The sequence below is a fragment of the Jiangella muralis genome (assembly GCF_001270745.1).
Lineage (GTDB): Bacteria > Actinomycetota > Actinomycetes > Jiangellales > Jiangellaceae > Jiangella > Jiangella muralis.
Map to the genome: position 1 here is coordinate 23429 of NZ_LFXL01000025.1, position 13847 is coordinate 37275.

Sequence of the window (13847 nt, forward strand, 5' to 3'; positions counted from 1 at the left end):
CCGGAGTTCGCGAGGATGGTCGCATGCCACAAGTCACCGCGTCCGGAGTCCGCGCCACCTGGGAGTCGCTGCCCGCCGCCGTGCGGGCCGGCATCGAGGAGGTGCTCGGTTCGCGGGTCCTCGCCGCCGACAACCAGGCCGGCGGCTTCTCCCCCGGGCTGGCCGCACGCGTGCGCTGCGCCGACGGCGGTCGGGCGTTCGTCAAGGCGGTCGGCACGCCGCTCAACCCCGACTCGCCGGACCTCTACCGGCGCGAGATCGACGTCGCGGTGGCGCTGCCGCCGGAGGTGCCGGCGCCGCGGTTCCGCGGTTCCTACGACGACGGCGACTGGGTGGCGCTGGTCTTCGACGAGGTCGACGGCCGCATGCCGCACGAGCCCTGGCGGCCGGACGAACTGCGGCTGGTGGTCGACGCGGTGACGGAGCTGTCGCGGTCGCTGACCCCGTGCCCGGTGCCGTCGCCGCCGCTGGCCCACGACGAGATGCGCGAGCCGATGCTCGGCTACCGGTCGCTGGCGGCCGATCCGCCGGACGACCTCGACCCGTGGGAGCGGCGGCACCTCGACCGGCTGGCCGACCTGGCCGCGTCCTCGTTGGACGTGGTCGGCGGCGACACCCTGGTCCACTACGACCTTCGGGCCGACAACGTACTGCTGTCCGCGTCGGGTGTCTGGTTCGTGGACTGGCCGTGGGCGTTCCGCGGCGCGGCGTGGCTCGATTCGGTGCTGCTGTTGCTGAACGCCGCGTACCACGGCCACGACCCCGAGCCCTACCTCGACGGTCACCCGCTGCTCGACGGCGTCGACCCGTGGCACGTGACGGCGGTGCTGGCCGGGTTCGCCGGCTTCTTCGGCGCCTACGGCCGGCAACCACCGCCGCCCGGGCTGCCGACGGTGCGCGCCTTCCAGCTCGCCCAGCACGCGACGACCTTGGCCTGGGTGCGCCGGCGGACCGGCTGGGAGCGACCGCTCAGCGAGGTGCGATGAGTGACGGATCCAGGTCGCCCCAGCAGCACTGATCCCGCACCCATCTCCGGGGACTCAGAGCGGGTCGTCCGGGCCGGCGGTGGGGAGGCGGAGGACCCGCGCGTCCTGAGCCAGGATGTCGTCGCGCAGCGCCAGCAGCGACTCGGGAGTGTCGGTGCCGGCCCGGAAGAACCGGCCGGTCAGCTCGTCGAGCGTGCCCTCGCCGATCGCGGCGACCAGCTCGACGGCGCGCTCCGGCGGTGTCCAGCCGGTGAACCCCGCGTGCACCGGCATCGACGTCGACATCACCGTGCGGACGGTGCCGGGCGCGAGGTCGAAGGCACGCACCCCGGCCGCGCCGTACTGAGCGGCCAGCTGCGCGGTGAACCGGGCCAGCGCGCCCTTCGAGATGGCGTAGCCGGTGTAGGCGGAGGTCGCCCGGTAGGCCATGCCGCTGCTGATGTTGACGACCCGGCCGCCGCCCGCCGCCAGCATGCCGGGCAGGACGGCGTGCGTGACCAGCAGCGGGCCACGCAGGTTGACCTCGATGACGCGCCAGGTGTCGGCGGGGTCGGTGTCGAGGAACGGCTCCTCGACCGGCTCGATCGCGCCGGCGTTGTTGACCAGCAGCCCGACGGCGCCCAGCTCGGTCTCGACGGCGCCCACAGCCGCCGCGACGGCTTCCGGGTCGGCGACATCGGCCGCGACGGGGATCGCGGTGCCGCCGGCCGTCCGGCACAGCGCCGCCACCTCGTTCAGCGCGGCGGCATCGCGGGCCAGCAACCCGACGGACCAGCCGCGCTCCGCCAGCCCGGTCGCGACCGCCCGGCCGATGCCCCGGCCGGCGCCGGTGACCAGCGCCGTCCGGGCCGGGGGCACTCCGTCCGCCGTCATGCGCCGCGCAGGACCGCGCCGGTGCGCTCGGCGGCCGCGGCCACGGCGGCGTCGCGGGCGGCGGTGGTCTCGTCGACGGTGAGCGTGCGGTCGGGCGCGCGGAACCGCAGCGCGTAGGCCAGCGACTTCTTGCCGTCGCCGAGCTGCGCGCCGGTGAACACGTCGAACAGCCGCACCGACTCGAGCAGCTCGCCGGCGCCGGAGCGCAGCGCGTCCTCGACGTCGGCGGCCGGGACCGCGAGGTCGACGACCAGCGCGACGTCCTGGGTGGCGACGGGGAACGTCGGCACGGACGGCGCGCGCACCGGCTCGTCGCCCACGCCGTCCGGGAAGAACCGGTCCAGCTCGAGCTCCATCGCGCTCGTGCGCGCAGGCAGGCCGAGCGCCGCGACGACCCGCGGGTGCAGCTCGCCGGCGTGCCCGACCAGGGTGTCGCCCACGTACAGGGCGGCGCAGCGGCCCGGATGCCAGGGCGCGTGCTCGTCCTTCTCGACCCGCAGGGTCACGCCGGCCGACCGGGCGACGACCCGCGCGGCCTCGACGGCGTCGGCCCAGACCGCGGGGCGACCGGCGCCCCACCAGCCGGCCGGTTCGCGCTCACCGGCCAGCGCGACGGCGATGCGGCGCGGCTGCGACGGCACCGCGGCCAGCAGGTCGGCCAGCTCGGCGTCGGTGGGCCGGCGGTCGACCGGCAGCCGCGGCGGCACCGGCAGCGCGCCCGGCTCCGGCCGGAACACCAGCCCGGCCTCGAACACGGCGACGTCCGTCGCGCCACGGCCGACGTTGCGCCGCAGCGTCGTGAGCAGGCCGGGCAGCAGCGTCGTGCGCAGCAGCGGCTGCTCCTCGGAGAGCGGGTTGGCCAGCCGCAACGCGACCCGGCGGGCGTCGTCGGCCGGGAAGCCGAGGGCGTCGAAGTCGGCCGCGCCCACGAACGGGTACGACGGCGCCTCGACGTAGCCGGCCGCGGCGACGGCCCGCTCGACCCGGCGGCGCAGCCGCTGCGACGGCGTGATGCCGCGCCCGGCCGGGGCGACCGGCAGCACCGACGGCACCGCGTCGTAGCCGTGCAGCCGGGCCACCTCCTCGACGAGGTCGTACGGGTCGGTGAGGTCGGGCCGCCAAGTCGGCGGGGTGACGGCGATGCGCTCGTCCCCGGCCGGCGCCACCGCGGCGCCCACGGCCGTGAGCAGCGACGTCACCTCGTCCGCCGGGTAGTCGATGCCGACGACGCGCGCGGGCAGGCCGGCCGGGATCTCGATCGGGGCCGGCGCCGGAACCGCGCCCGCCACCGTCAGGCCCGGCTCCTGCGTGGCCCCGCCGAGCGCGACCAGCAGGTCGACCACCCGCTGCGCCGCGACCGCGGGCAGGGCGGGGTCGACGCCGCGCTCGAACCGCTTGGACGCCTCGCTGGGCAGCTTGTGCCGGCGCGCCGTGCGGGCGATGCCGGTGGCCTCGAAGTGCGCCGCCTCGACCACGATGGTCGTGGTGGCGTCGCTCAGTTCGGTCGACCCGCCGCCCATGACGCCGGCCAGGCCGATCGGCCCGGAGTCGTCGGTGATCAGCAGGTCGTCGGGGTCGAGCGCGCGGACGGCGCCGTCGAGCGTCGTCAGCTTCTCCCCCGCGACCGCCCGCCGGACGACGATCGGGCCGCGCAGCGCGTCGCGGTCGTAGCCGTGGATCGGCTGGCCCAGCTCGAGCATGACGACGTTGGTGATGTCGACGGCCAGCGAGATGGGCCGCATGCCGGCCAGCTGGACCCGTCGCTGCAGCCACCGCGGGCTCGGCGCCGCCGGGTCGAAGCCGGTGACCGTGCGGGCCGCGAAGACGGGACACCGCGCGGCGTCCTCGACCCGCACCGGGTAGCCGTCGGCGCCGGTGGTGTCGACGTCGTCCCGCACGCCGGGGTCGGTGAACGGCACCCCGTACGCCGTCGCCGCCTCGCGGGCGACGCCGCGCACGGACAGGCAGTAGCCGCGGTCGGGCGTGACCGCGATGTCGAGGACGTCGTCGCGCAGGTGCAGCAGCTCGACGGCGTCGGCCCCCGGCGCCGCCTCGTCCGGCTGCAGCACGATGATGCCGTCGTGGTCGTCGCCCAGGCCCAGCTCGCGGGCCGAGCAGATCATGCCGTCGGACACGTTGCCGTACGTCTTGCGCGCGGAGATCGCGAACCCGCCGGGCAGCACCGCGCCGGGCAGCGACACGACGACGAGGTCGCCGGCGGCGAAGTTGTGCGCGCCGCACACGATGCCGCGCGGCTCGGCCTCGCCGACGTCGACCGAGCACCAGCGGATGGTCTTGCCGTTCTTCTGCGGCTCGTCGGCGAACTCGAGCACCCGGCCGACGACCAGCGGGCCGCTGACGTCCGCGCCGGCCTCGTGGACCGTCTCGACCTCGAGTCCGGCCCGGATCAGCCGGGCCGCGACGTCGCGCGCGCTGACGCCGTCGGGCAGCGCCGCGTAGTCGCGCAGCCAGCTCAGTGGGACGCGCATCAGATCTCCATCCCGAAGGCCGCGGCGAACCGGACATCGCCCTCGACCATGTCGTGCATGTCCTCGACGCCGTGCCGGAACATCAGCGTGCGCTCCAGGCCCATGCCGAACGCGAAGCCGGTGTACCGCTCGGGGTCGATGCCGCAGGCCACCAGGACCCGCGGGTTGACCATGCCGCAGCCGCCCCACTCGATCCAGCCCTCGGACCCGCAGGTGCGGCACGGGTGGTCGGGGTCGCCGACGGACGCGCCGCGGCAGACGAAGCACTGGAGGTCCATCTCGGCGCTGGGCTCGGTGAACGGGAAGTACGACGGGCGCAGCCGGGTGGTGATGCCGTCGCCGAACATCGACGACGCGAAGTGGTCGAGGGTGCCCTTGAGGTGCGCCATGGTCAGCCCCTCGTCGATGGCCAGGCCCTCGACCTGGCTGAACACCGGCGTGTGGGTGGCGTCGAGCTCGTCGGTGCGGAACGTGCGGCCGGGGCAGATGACGTAGATCGGCGGCGTGCGGCTGAGCATCGACCGCGCCTGCACCGGCGACGTGTGGGTGCGCAGCACCAGCCCGGAGTCCTCGGACTCGACGAAGAAGGTGTCCTGCATGGTGCGCGCCGGGTGGTCCGGGCCGATGTTGAGCGCGTCGAAGTTCAGCCACTCGGCCTCGACCTCGGGGCCCTCGGCGACCTCCCAGCCCATCGCGACGAAGACGTCGGCGACCCGCTCCTGGATGGTGGTGAGCGGGTGCCGGGCGCCCCGCGGCGCGCGGTCCCACGGCAGCGTGACGTCGACGGCCTCCTCGACGAGGACGCGCTCGTCACGCTCGGCCTCGAGCACCGCCTGGCGTTCGGCCAGCGCCGTCGCGACGTCGCGGCGCGCGGTGCCGACCCGCTGGCCGGCCTCCTTGCGCGCCTGCGGCGGCAGCGCGCCGATCTCGCGGTTGGCCAGCGCCAGCGGGGACCGGTCGCCGGTGTGCGCGAGCCGGGCCTCCTTCAGCGCGTCGAGGTCGCGGGCGGCGGCGAACGCGGCGAGGGCGTCGGACACCATCGCCGCCACCTGATCGGCGTCGAGCGGGGTCACCTGGACTGGGTCGTAGTCGCTGTTGGGCGCGGACATGTTCCTCGTCTACTCACGCGGGGCTCGCAACCCCGCGAGTCTACGCGGCACCGGGTCAGACGGGGGCCAGCGGCCGGTGCGGCTCCGGCGGGGTCTCGACGGCGATCGGGTCACCCGGGCGGACCTCGCCGCCGACCAGCACGATCGCCATCACCCCGGCCCGGCGGACGATCTCACCGTCCGCGTCGCGGCCGACGACCTCCTTCAGTACGCCCGGCTGGAAGTCGTCGATCTGGTAGCAGGGGTTGCGCAGCCCGGTGACCTCGATGACGGCCTCCGCGCCCAGCCGCAGCCGGGTACCCGTCGCCAACCCGAGGAGGTCGACGCCGCGGGTGGTGACGTTCTCGCCCAGCTGGCCAGGGCCGACGGCGAACCCGGCGGCGGTGAGCTCGTCGTGCAGTTCGGCGTGGATGAGGTGCACCTGGCGCAGGTTCGGCTGGCTGGGATCGCGCCGCACGCGGGACCGGTGCTTGACCGTCGTCCCGGAGTGCGCGTCGCCGTCGACGCCGAGCCCGGCCAGCAGCGTGATCGCCGGCCGGTTCGGCTTGCCGAAGCTGTGGGTGGGACTGGAGCTGACCGCGGTGATCTGCCCCATCAGTGCCCGTGGCCGTGACCGTGGCCGTCCTGCTCCTCGTCCGGGACGAGGTGCGGCGGGAAGCCGCCGGTCGCGATGGGCCCCCACCGCTGCGGCGTGATGCGCAGCAGCGACTTGCCCTGCCGGTGCATGGCCTCGCGGTAGCCGTCCCAGTCCTCGTGCTCGCCGGCGACGTTGCGGTAGTACTCGACCAGCGGCTCGACGGAATCGGGCAGGTCGATGATCTCGGCCGGCCCGTCGACCTGCACCCACGCGCCGCCGAAGTCGTCGGAGAGCACGACGATGCTGGCGCGCGGCCGGCTCCGGACGTTGGCCGCCTTGGCGCGGTCGGGGTAGGTGGAGACGACGATGCGCCCGGAGTCGTCGACGCCGCAGGTGACCGGCGACGCCTGCGGGCCGCCGTCGGCACGGGTGGTGATGACGACGCCGTGGTGGCGCGGCCGGACGAACTCGAGCAGCCCGGCGAGATCGACGGTGGTGTTCGTGGCGATGTTCGGCATGGGGCCACCTTAAGAGGATTGCGTAGTCTCGGCGCATGCTCCCCGACACCGAACTGCGGGTCGTCCTGCCCAACGAGTCGCCCGCCATGGAGCCGTCCCAGCTGACCGAACTCGCGGTCCGCGCCGAGCAGCTCGGCTACGGCGCCGTCCTGCTGCCCGACCACCTGCTGCCGCCCGAGCCGTACGGCCCGGCCTACGGCGGCGTCTACGAGCCGCTGACGACGCTGGCGTTCCTCGCGGCGGCGACGGAGCGCATCGGGCTGGGGATGTCGGTGCTGGTGCTGCCGCTGCGCGAGCCGTTCCTCGTCGCCAAGCAGGCCGCGACGGTGCACCGGCTGTCCGGCGGGCGGCTGACGCTCGCCGTCGGGGCCGGGTGGGTGCGGTCGGAGTTCGACGCCGCCCGCGCCGACTACGCGGGCCGCGGCCGCTACGTCGAAGACGCGTTGCGCCTGATCCGGACCCTGTTCTCCGGCGCCACCTCGTACGACGACGAGCGGTTCGGCTACGCGGGCGTGTTCGAGCCGCGGCCGCTGACGCCGCTGCCGATCGCCGTCGGCGGCACCACGGACGCGGCGCTGCGCCGAGCAGCGGCGCTGGCCGACGAGTGGCACGCGTTCGCGCTCGACGCCGACGGGTTCGCGTCGCGGCTGGCGGTGCTGCGCTCGCTGCGCGAGACCGGCCCGCTGGCCGGGCAGCCGCTGCGCGCGGGCACCCGCATCGAGTGGGCCGGCGGACAGGACGAGCTGGCCGCCGCGGTGAAGTCGGTGCACGCGCTCACCGCCGCCGGCGCCGACTCCGTCGCCATCTGGTTCGGTGACGAGGACGGCTTCGGCGAGCGGATGGAGGAGTTCGCGGCCGCCTTCGCGTGACGGCCGCCGCCGGCCTCGCCCACGCGAGGCCTGCCACCAGCGGGGGGTCGTTCAGTCGACGACCCGCCGAGGGCCGTTCGTTCGTCGGCCGGCCGGGAGCCGTCGATCGGCGACGCGGCCGGGGCCGTTCGCCGGCCGCTCGCCACGTGCTTTTCCGAGCGGTACGTAGACCCCTCCCCGGGCCCGGGTGGGGCCCACCCTATGGGCGGGCACCGACAACGTCGGCCGACCGCGGCCGCGCCCGGACCAGGACGGCCGCCCACCGGGCGACGCGGCCGGGGCCGTTCGTCGGCCGCTCGCCACGTGCTTTTCCGAGCGGTAGGTAGACCCCTCCCCGGGCCCGGGTGGGGCCCACCCTATGGGCGGGCACCGACAACGTCAGCCGACCGCAGCTCGTCCAGATCGGCGCCCCAGCCCACGCCCGGCAGCCCCAGCAGGACGTCCTTCGTCAGCGGCACGCCGACCAGGCGGCGCAGCGCGAGATCGACCGCCGCACGTCTCGTCGTCACCCCGTATCGCCGCATGACCTCGCCGACGAGTTCGTCGTCGAGCTCGATGGTTGTGCGTGTCATGCGGCCAGCATGCACCTACCGCGTGCCGCGGCGGCGCGCCCGGGCGGAGCCGTAGAGGCAGACGGCGGCGGCGGTGGCGAGGTTGAGGCTCTCGGCGCGGCCGTAGATCGGGACCCGGACGACGTGGTCGGCCAGTGCGGCGACGTCGTCGGGCAGGCCCCATGCCTCGTTGCCGAACAGCCACGCCACCGGGCCGGCCAGCAGGCCGTCGTCCTCGGCGCCGTCGAGGTCGAGGTCGCCGCCGCCGTCGGCCGCCAGCACCGTCAGCCCGCGCTCGCGCAGCCCTGCCACCGCGTCGGCCGCGGGCACGCCGGACACCACCGGCAGGTGGAAGACGCTGCCGGCCGACGCCCGCACGGCCTTGCCGCCCTGCGGGTCGGCCGAGCCGTGGGTGAACACGACGGCGTCCGCTCCGGCCGCGTCGGCGCAGCGGACGACCGTGCCGGCGTTGCCCGGGTCGCGGGCCTCGGCGAGGACGGCGACCAGCCGCGGCTGCCCCGCCAGCGCTTCCGACAGGTCCACCGTCAGCGACCGGCACACCGCGACCAGCCCCTGCGGCGTCACGGTCTCCGACAGCGCGGCCAGCGCGGCGTCGTCGGCCATGGACACCGGGATGCCGGCGTCGTCGGCGGCCGCCACGATCGGCGACCACCGGGCCGCGGCGTCCGCCGTCACGAACAGCTCCACCACCCGGCCCGGCCCGGCCGCGACCGCCTCACGGACCGCCTGCGGGCCCTCGGCGAGGAACAGCCCTGCCTTCTCGCGGGCGGGCCGGCGCAGCAACTTGTGCGCCTCACGCACCCGGCCGGACCGTTCGGTCAGCATGGGTCTCCAGGATCCTTCCGGTGATCATGATCCCTGGCGGTCACCCTGCGACCGCCAGAGCACATCATCACCGGAACAGACGAAGACCGGGCCTGCCGATGCAGGCCCGGTCTCGGCGAACGATCGACGCTCAGGCCGCCGGCGCGTTGCGGTCGGCGGGCAGCGCGGCGCGCGCGACCTCGACCAGTGCCTTGAACGCGCCCGGGTCGTTGACGGCGAGGTCGGCGAGCATCTTGCGGTCGACGTCGACCTCGGCCAGCCGCAGGCCCTGGATGAAGCGGTTGTACGTCAGGCCCTCGGCGCGGGACGCCGCGTTGATGCGGGTGATCCACAGCTGCCGGAAGTCGCCCTTGCGCTGCTTGCGGTCGCGGTAGGCGTAGACGAGCGAGTGGGTGACCTGCTCCTTCGCCTTCCGGTACATCCGGGAGCGCTGACCCCGGTAGCCGCTGGCCCGCTCGAGGGTCTGACGGCGCTTCTTGTGGGCGTTGGCCGCCCGCTTCACGCGTGCCACTGGTACTCCTTGCTGAGTTCGGCCACACCGGCCGAAGGGGTGAACTGGACGGTCGCCGCTTACTTGCCGAGCAGCTTCTTGATGCGGCCCTGGTCGGCCTTGGCCACCTCAGTGGTGCCGGCGAGCTTCCGCGTCAGCGTGGACGGCTTGTGCTCCAGGTAGTGGCGGCGGTTCGCCTTCTGGCGCAGCACCTTCCCGCTCCCGGTGATGCGGAACCGCTTGCTCGAGCCGCTGTGCGTCTTGTTCTTCGGCATGGCGCCGTGTACTCCTCGTCAGTCTTCGTTGTCGGGGGTGGGACGAACGACCTCGGGCCGGTCGGCCTTCTCGGCCTCGGCCGCCGCCCGGCTCGCCGCGCGCTCGACCCTCTCGGCCTCGTCGTCGGCGTCCCGCTGCGCCTGCCGCTCGACCTTCGCCGCTTCCTTCTCGGCCTTGGCGTCGGCCTTCTTCCGGTGCGGCCCCAACACCATGATCATGTTGCGGCCGTCCTGCTTCGGCGACGACTCGACGAAACCGAGCTCGGTGACGTCCTCGGCCAGCTTCTGCAGCAGCCGGAAGCCGAGCTCCGGGCGCGACTGCTCGCGGCCACGGAACATGATGGTGACCTTGACCTTGTCACCCTCGGCAAGGAAGCGTTCGACCGCGCGCTTCTTGGTCTCGTAGTCGTGCTTGTCGATCTTGGGGCGGAGCTTCTGCTCCTTGATCAGGACGTGCGACTGGTTCCGGCGAGCCGCGCGCTCCTTCATGGCGGACTCGTACTTGAACTTGCCGTAGTCCATGAGCTTGGCCACCGGCGGCCGGGCGCCGGGCGCGACCTCGACCAGGTCGAGATCGGCCTCCGCCGCAAGCCGGAGCGCGTCCTCGATGCGGACGATGCCGACCTGCTCACCGTTGGGGCCGACGAGCCGGACCTCCGACACGCGGATCCGGTCGTTGATGCGGGGCTCTGCGCTGATGCCTTCCTCCTGAATTCGACGGGGTGATGCCTCGACCACGCCGCGGAAACACGAATGGCCTCCGCGAACGTACATCGCAGAGGCCAAACCCATCGGCGTCGCGGCCCATTCCTGAACCACGACCACAAGGGCGTCCAACGGACGCCCTGACCAGGGAACCCGACGATCTGTGCGATCGTTGCGGGTGGGAGCGGACTCCGCTTGCTGGCCGCCCCACTCGAGGGTTCGAGTCAGACGGTCCGGTCGGTGTGAGAGCCTACCATGAATGAGCACGCCAGATCACATCGCTTCCCAGGCCGGTCGCGACATCGCCGACGTCCCCGCCGTCGAGGTCATCTCCACGGCCGCCGTCCACCTCATGAGCGCCGCCGCCGTCCATCTCGGACTGGCCGAGGATCTCCCGGAGCACCGCGATCTCGACGAGGCGCGGTCACTGATCGAGGCGCTCGCCGGCCTCATCACCGCCGCCGCCCCGTCGCTGGGGACGCACCACGCGGGGCCGTTGCGGGACGGCTTGAAGACGCTGCAGCTGGCGTTCCGCGAGACGTCGCCCATGCCCGATGCCGTCGGCGAAGGGCCCGGGGAGAAGTACACCGGGCCGGTGTACTCGTAGCGCTCCGATGATCATCAAAGTTTCAGGGGGTCCTGGCGCCGCTTTTCTTTGATGATCATGGGGCGAACGGGGTCAGCCCATCAGGGCGCGCCGGACCCGGCGGCGGACGCGACGCCAGACGCCGCCGCGAACGGCGCCGCCGTCGTCAGCCACCGTGGGGTCGGCTCGGCCGACGCCGGGCCAGGGGCCGAGCGGACGCCAGCCGGAGGCGAGGGAACGCAGGTCGGCTGCGTCGACGGCGAACATGACGGGGCCGGCGAGGTCGATGACGAGGGCTTCGGCGCCGTCGGCGAGGGCGGCCTCGGCGGCGCTGCGGGTCGGCACCGGGGACGGGCGGGCCGCGGGGTTCCAGCGGTGCAGCGACTCGACGCAGGTGAAGGCGAGCAGCCCTCGGCGGCCGTCGCGGCCGGTGGTGAGGACCGTCGCCATGGCGGTCTCCTTCTCCGCGCCGGTGGCGTCGACCGACTCGGCGACCGCGACCACCGGGATCAGCAGCCGGCCGGCCGCCAGCGCCGCGAGCACGTCGGCCGAGCCGCCCTCGCCCCGCTCGTACGCGGCCAGTGCGGCCACGATGCGGGGGTCGGCCGCGCCGTCGTCATCGCCGAAGGGCGTGGACGGCACGCGGCGTCGGGGCACAGCGGTCACGGGCGGCGACCATAGCCCGCCGACGCGCCCGGCGCCATCCGATTGGCGGTATTGGTCCGCAGCAATGCCCCCAATAGCGACATACCGGACGGACGCTCACGAGCGGCGACGTATCGGGCGGGGCTCATCGGCGGACCGTGTCGATCGGCTCAGGTCCTTCGGTGAACGTACACTCCCCCCGTGGACCTCTCCGTCTCCGACGCACCGGTGGGCCGTCTTCTCGACGGACGCTACCGGATCGAGGCGCTTCTGGCGCGCGGCGGGATGGCAACGGTCTACAAGGCCACCGACACCCGTCTCGACCGCGCCGTCGCGCTGAAGATCATGCACGCCGAGCTGGCCGCCGACGACGACTTCGTGGCCCGGTTCATCGACGAGGCGCGTGCCGTCGCGCAGCTGTCCGACCCCAACGTCGTCAACGTGTTCGACCAGGGCGAGGACTCCGGCGCCGTGTACCTGGCCATGGAGTACATCAACGGCCGCACGCTGCGCGACGTCCTGCACGAGCGGGGGCGGCTGGGCGCCGACCTCGCGCTCGAGGTGGCCGAATCGGTGCTGTCGGCGCTGGCCGCGGCGCACCGGGCCGGCATCGTGCACCGCGACGTCAAGCCCGAGAACGTGCTGGTCGGCAACGACGGACGGGTGAAGGTCGCCGACTTCGGGCTGGCCCGGGCCAACAGCAGCTCGTCGAAGACCACCCGCGGCCTGCTGGGCACCGTCAGTTACATCTCCCCCGAGCAGGCGCTCGGCGAGCGGGCCACACCGCGCTCGGACGTCTACTCGGCCGGCATCATGCTCTACGAGGTGCTCACCGGGAAGACGCCGCACGAGGGGCCGACGGACTTCGTGGTGGTCCGCAGCCACATCGACGACGACGTCCCGCCGCCGTCCGAGGCGGTGCCGCTGCCGCCCGCCGTCGACGACCTCGTGCTGACGGCCACGGCGCGCGAGCCGATGGAGCGCTACGCCGACGCCGGGGCGTTCCTCAACGCCATCCGGTCCACCCGCGCGGCCATCGCCGGCATCCCGCTACCCGAGCCGGACGACGACCCCGAGCTCACCGCCGTGCACGCCGAGCCGCGCGACTCCGCGGGCGTCACCCTCGACGAGGCGCTGGCCGGCACCGTGCTGGCCGGTCAGGTCGGACGGGTCGAGCCGGACGAGCGGACCGCGCCGGACGAAGACGAGACCGGCGACGAGGCCGGCGACGCCGCACCGGCCGACGACCGCTGGGCCGGCGAGGACAGCCAGCCGGGCTCGACCCGCCGCATCGACGCGCCGCTGTCGATCCGGTTCACCGAGGACGACACCGACGCCGGCGCCGGCGCGGCGCCGCCGGCCGGCTCGCGGGCCGCCCGGCAGGCCGAGGCGCGTGCCCGCACCAGCAGCCACCGCCGCACCGAGCAGACCCGCGGCCGCCGCGGCCTCTACCTGTTCCTGTTCGTGCTGCTGCTGGCCATCGGCGTCGCGACGGCGGCGTGGTGGTACGGGTCCGGACGGTGGGAGTCGACGCCGTCGCTGCTCGGCCTCACCGCCGAGCAGGCCGAGGCGCGCGCCGACGATTCCGGGTTCAACGCGGTCAACGGCGGTGAGCAGTACTCCGAGTCGGTCGAGGCCGGCCAGATCGTGAGCACCGATCCGGCGCCCGGCGAACGGCTGCTCGGCGGCGCCGAGATCAGCTACGTGCTGTCACTCGGCCCGGAACGCTACGAGGTCCCGGAGCTGGTCGGGCAGACCGTCGACCAGGCGAATGAGCTGGCGGCGCCGCTGTCGATGATCATCCGCGTCGAGGACGAGGTCTACCACGACGAGGTGGAGGCCGGGCTCATCCTGACCCAGAGCGTCGAGCCGGGCGAGCAGGTGCGCCGCGACACCGAGGTCGCCGTCACCGTCAGCCGCGGGCCGCAGCCGCTGGAGATCGAGAACTTCACCGGCCGTTCCGCCGACGAGGCGCAGGCCGCGCTCGCCGAGGCCGGTTTCACCGTCGACAGGCAGGAACAGAGTTCCGAGGACGTCGAGGCCGGTCTGGTGATCTCCCAGGATCCCGCCACCGGTAGCGGTTTCCGTAACGACGAGATCACGATCGTCGTCTCATCCGGACCGGAATTGATCGAAGTTCCGAATGTGCGTGGCGAAAGAGTGGAAAAGGCCGAGGAAATCCTCCGCGAAGCGGGCTTCGTGCCCGAGGCCGTCGATCTCTTCCCGGAGTTCGGCAGCAGCGGCCGCGGCGACCGCGTCCAGAACCAGGAACCCGCCGCCGGCACGCCGGCGCCGCGCGGCTCGACCGTCCGCATCATCTACTTCTGA

15 protein-coding genes are annotated in these 13847 nt (G+C 73.9%); 4 read left to right on the forward strand and 11 right to left on the reverse strand.

Annotated elements, in window-relative coordinates:
* The first annotated feature begins 23 nt into the window (after nucleotides 1-23).
* Nucleotides 24-986 (forward strand): phosphotransferase, encoded by a 963-nt coding sequence (locus ACW62_RS20330; RefSeq protein WP_053205957.1) that lies wholly within the window; start codon nucleotides 24-26, stop codon nucleotides 984-986.
* A gap of 54 nt (nucleotides 987-1040) precedes the next feature.
* Here ACW62_RS20330 and ACW62_RS20335 read toward each other — a convergent pair whose 3' ends face one another.
* The 5 genes from ACW62_RS20335 to ACW62_RS20355 are packed head-to-tail and all read right to left on the reverse strand — an operon-like array spanning nucleotide 1041 to nucleotide 6552.
* On the reverse strand, nucleotides 1041-1859 hold the full coding sequence (locus tag ACW62_RS20335; RefSeq protein ID WP_053205958.1) for an SDR family NAD(P)-dependent oxidoreductase: 819 nt from the start codon (nucleotides 1857-1859) through the stop codon (nucleotides 1041-1043).
* On the reverse strand, nucleotides 1856-4348 hold the full coding sequence (gene pheT, locus ACW62_RS20340; RefSeq protein WP_053205959.1) for a phenylalanine--tRNA ligase subunit beta: 2493 nt from the start codon (nucleotides 4346-4348) through the stop codon (nucleotides 1856-1858). The genes ACW62_RS20335 and pheT overlap by 4 nt, the downstream gene beginning before the upstream one ends.
* Entirely contained in the window at nucleotides 4348-5457 is a 1110-nt protein-coding gene (gene pheS, locus ACW62_RS20345) for a phenylalanine--tRNA ligase subunit alpha (protein ID WP_053205960.1), read from the reverse strand. Before pheS ends, pheT begins: the two co-directional genes overlap by 1 nt.
* Before the next feature lie 55 nt (nucleotides 5458-5512).
* The gene (locus ACW62_RS20350) at nucleotides 5513-6052 is read right to left on the reverse strand and encodes an MOSC domain-containing protein (protein ID WP_053205961.1); all 540 of its coding nucleotides are present in this window, start codon (nucleotides 6050-6052) and stop codon (nucleotides 5513-5515) included.
* Entirely contained in the window at nucleotides 6052-6552 is a 501-nt protein-coding gene (locus ACW62_RS20355) for a PPOX class F420-dependent oxidoreductase (RefSeq protein ID WP_053205962.1), read from the reverse strand. The genes ACW62_RS20350 and ACW62_RS20355 overlap by 1 nt, the downstream gene beginning before the upstream one ends.
* Nucleotides 6553-6587: 35 nt before the next feature.
* On the opposite strand from ACW62_RS20355, the gene ACW62_RS20360 reads away from it, so the two are divergent.
* Entirely contained in the window at nucleotides 6588-7421 is an 834-nt protein-coding gene (locus ACW62_RS20360; protein WP_053205963.1) for a TIGR03619 family F420-dependent LLM class oxidoreductase, read from the forward strand.
* Nucleotides 7422-7777: 356 nt separating this feature from the next.
* On the opposite strand, the gene ACW62_RS20365 is transcribed toward ACW62_RS20360, so the two are convergent.
* From ACW62_RS20365 to infC, 5 genes are all read right to left on the reverse strand, one after another.
* Nucleotides 7778-7993, reverse strand: a complete 216-nt coding sequence (locus ACW62_RS20365) for a type II toxin-antitoxin system VapB family antitoxin (protein ID WP_157574878.1) — start codon at nucleotides 7991-7993, stop codon at nucleotides 7778-7780.
* A gap of 15 nt (nucleotides 7994-8008) precedes the next feature.
* Nucleotides 8009-8818 (reverse strand): TrmH family RNA methyltransferase, encoded by an 810-nt coding sequence (locus ACW62_RS20370; RefSeq protein ID WP_053205965.1) that lies wholly within the window; start codon nucleotides 8816-8818, stop codon nucleotides 8009-8011.
* 130 nt (nucleotides 8819-8948) lie between these two features.
* Nucleotides 8949-9329 (reverse strand): 50S ribosomal protein L20, encoded by a 381-nt coding sequence (gene rplT / locus ACW62_RS20375; protein ID WP_053205966.1) that lies wholly within the window; start codon nucleotides 9327-9329, stop codon nucleotides 8949-8951.
* Between the two features lie 59 nt (nucleotides 9330-9388).
* Nucleotides 9389-9583 carry a 50S ribosomal protein L35 gene (rpmI, locus tag ACW62_RS20380; RefSeq protein ID WP_053205967.1) on the reverse strand — a complete coding sequence of 65 codons (195 nt, stop codon included), beginning with the start codon at nucleotides 9581-9583 and terminating at the stop codon, nucleotides 9389-9391.
* An 18-nt stretch (nucleotides 9584-9601) separates the two neighbouring features.
* Nucleotides 9602-10408 carry a translation initiation factor IF-3 gene (infC, locus tag ACW62_RS36380; RefSeq protein WP_338033137.1) on the reverse strand — a complete coding sequence of 269 codons (807 nt, stop codon included), beginning with the start codon at nucleotides 10406-10408 and terminating at the stop codon, nucleotides 9602-9604.
* A gap of 139 nt (nucleotides 10409-10547) precedes the next feature.
* Between infC and ACW62_RS20390 the strand changes: the two genes are divergently transcribed.
* Nucleotides 10548-10895 (forward strand): DUF1844 domain-containing protein, encoded by a 348-nt coding sequence (locus ACW62_RS20390; RefSeq protein ID WP_053205968.1) that lies wholly within the window; start codon nucleotides 10548-10550, stop codon nucleotides 10893-10895.
* 72 nt (nucleotides 10896-10967) lie between these two features.
* On the opposite strand, the gene ACW62_RS20395 is transcribed toward ACW62_RS20390, so the two are convergent.
* The gene (locus ACW62_RS20395) at nucleotides 10968-11540 is read right to left on the reverse strand and encodes an SseB family protein (RefSeq protein ID WP_169792099.1); all 573 of its coding nucleotides are present in this window, start codon (nucleotides 11538-11540) and stop codon (nucleotides 10968-10970) included.
* Between the two features lie 180 nt (nucleotides 11541-11720).
* On the opposite strand from ACW62_RS20395, the gene ACW62_RS20400 reads away from it, so the two are divergent.
* The gene (locus ACW62_RS20400; protein WP_053205970.1) at nucleotides 11721-13847 is read left to right on the forward strand and encodes a PASTA domain-containing protein; all 2127 of its coding nucleotides are present in this window, start codon (nucleotides 11721-11723) and stop codon (nucleotides 13845-13847) included.

Coding starts and splice junctions, on each gene's coding strand:
- ACW62_RS20360 (WP_053205963.1), top strand. CDS start 6,588: ATGCTCCCCGACACCGAACTGCGGGTCGTCCTGCCCAACGAGTCGCCC.
- ACW62_RS20335 (WP_053205958.1), bottom strand. CDS start 1,859: ATGACGGCGGACGGAGTGCCCCCGGCCCGGACGGCGCTGGTCACCGGC.
- ACW62_RS20330 (WP_053205957.1), top strand. CDS start 24: ATGCCACAAGTCACCGCGTCCGGAGTCCGCGCCACCTGGGAGTCGCTG.
- ACW62_RS20350 (WP_053205961.1), bottom strand. CDS start 6,052: ATGGGGCAGATCACCGCGGTCAGCTCCAGTCCCACCCACAGCTTCGGC.
- ACW62_RS20370 (WP_053205965.1), bottom strand. CDS start 8,818: ATGCTGACCGAACGGTCCGGCCGGGTGCGTGAGGCGCACAAGTTGCTG.
- pheS (WP_053205960.1), bottom strand. CDS start 5,457: ATGTCCGCGCCCAACAGCGACTACGACCCAGTCCAGGTGACCCCGCTC.
- pheT (WP_053205959.1), bottom strand. CDS start 4,348: ATGCGCGTCCCACTGAGCTGGCTGCGCGACTACGCGGCGCTGCCCGAC.
- ACW62_RS20390 (WP_053205968.1), top strand. CDS start 10,548: ATGAGCACGCCAGATCACATCGCTTCCCAGGCCGGTCGCGACATCGCC.
- ACW62_RS20355 (WP_053205962.1), bottom strand. CDS start 6,552: ATGCCGAACATCGCCACGAACACCACCGTCGATCTCGCCGGGCTGCTC.
- ACW62_RS20365 (WP_157574878.1), bottom strand. CDS start 7,993: ATGACACGCACAACCATCGAGCTCGACGACGAACTCGTCGGCGAGGTC.
- rpmI (WP_053205967.1), bottom strand. CDS start 9,583: ATGCCGAAGAACAAGACGCACAGCGGCTCGAGCAAGCGGTTCCGCATC.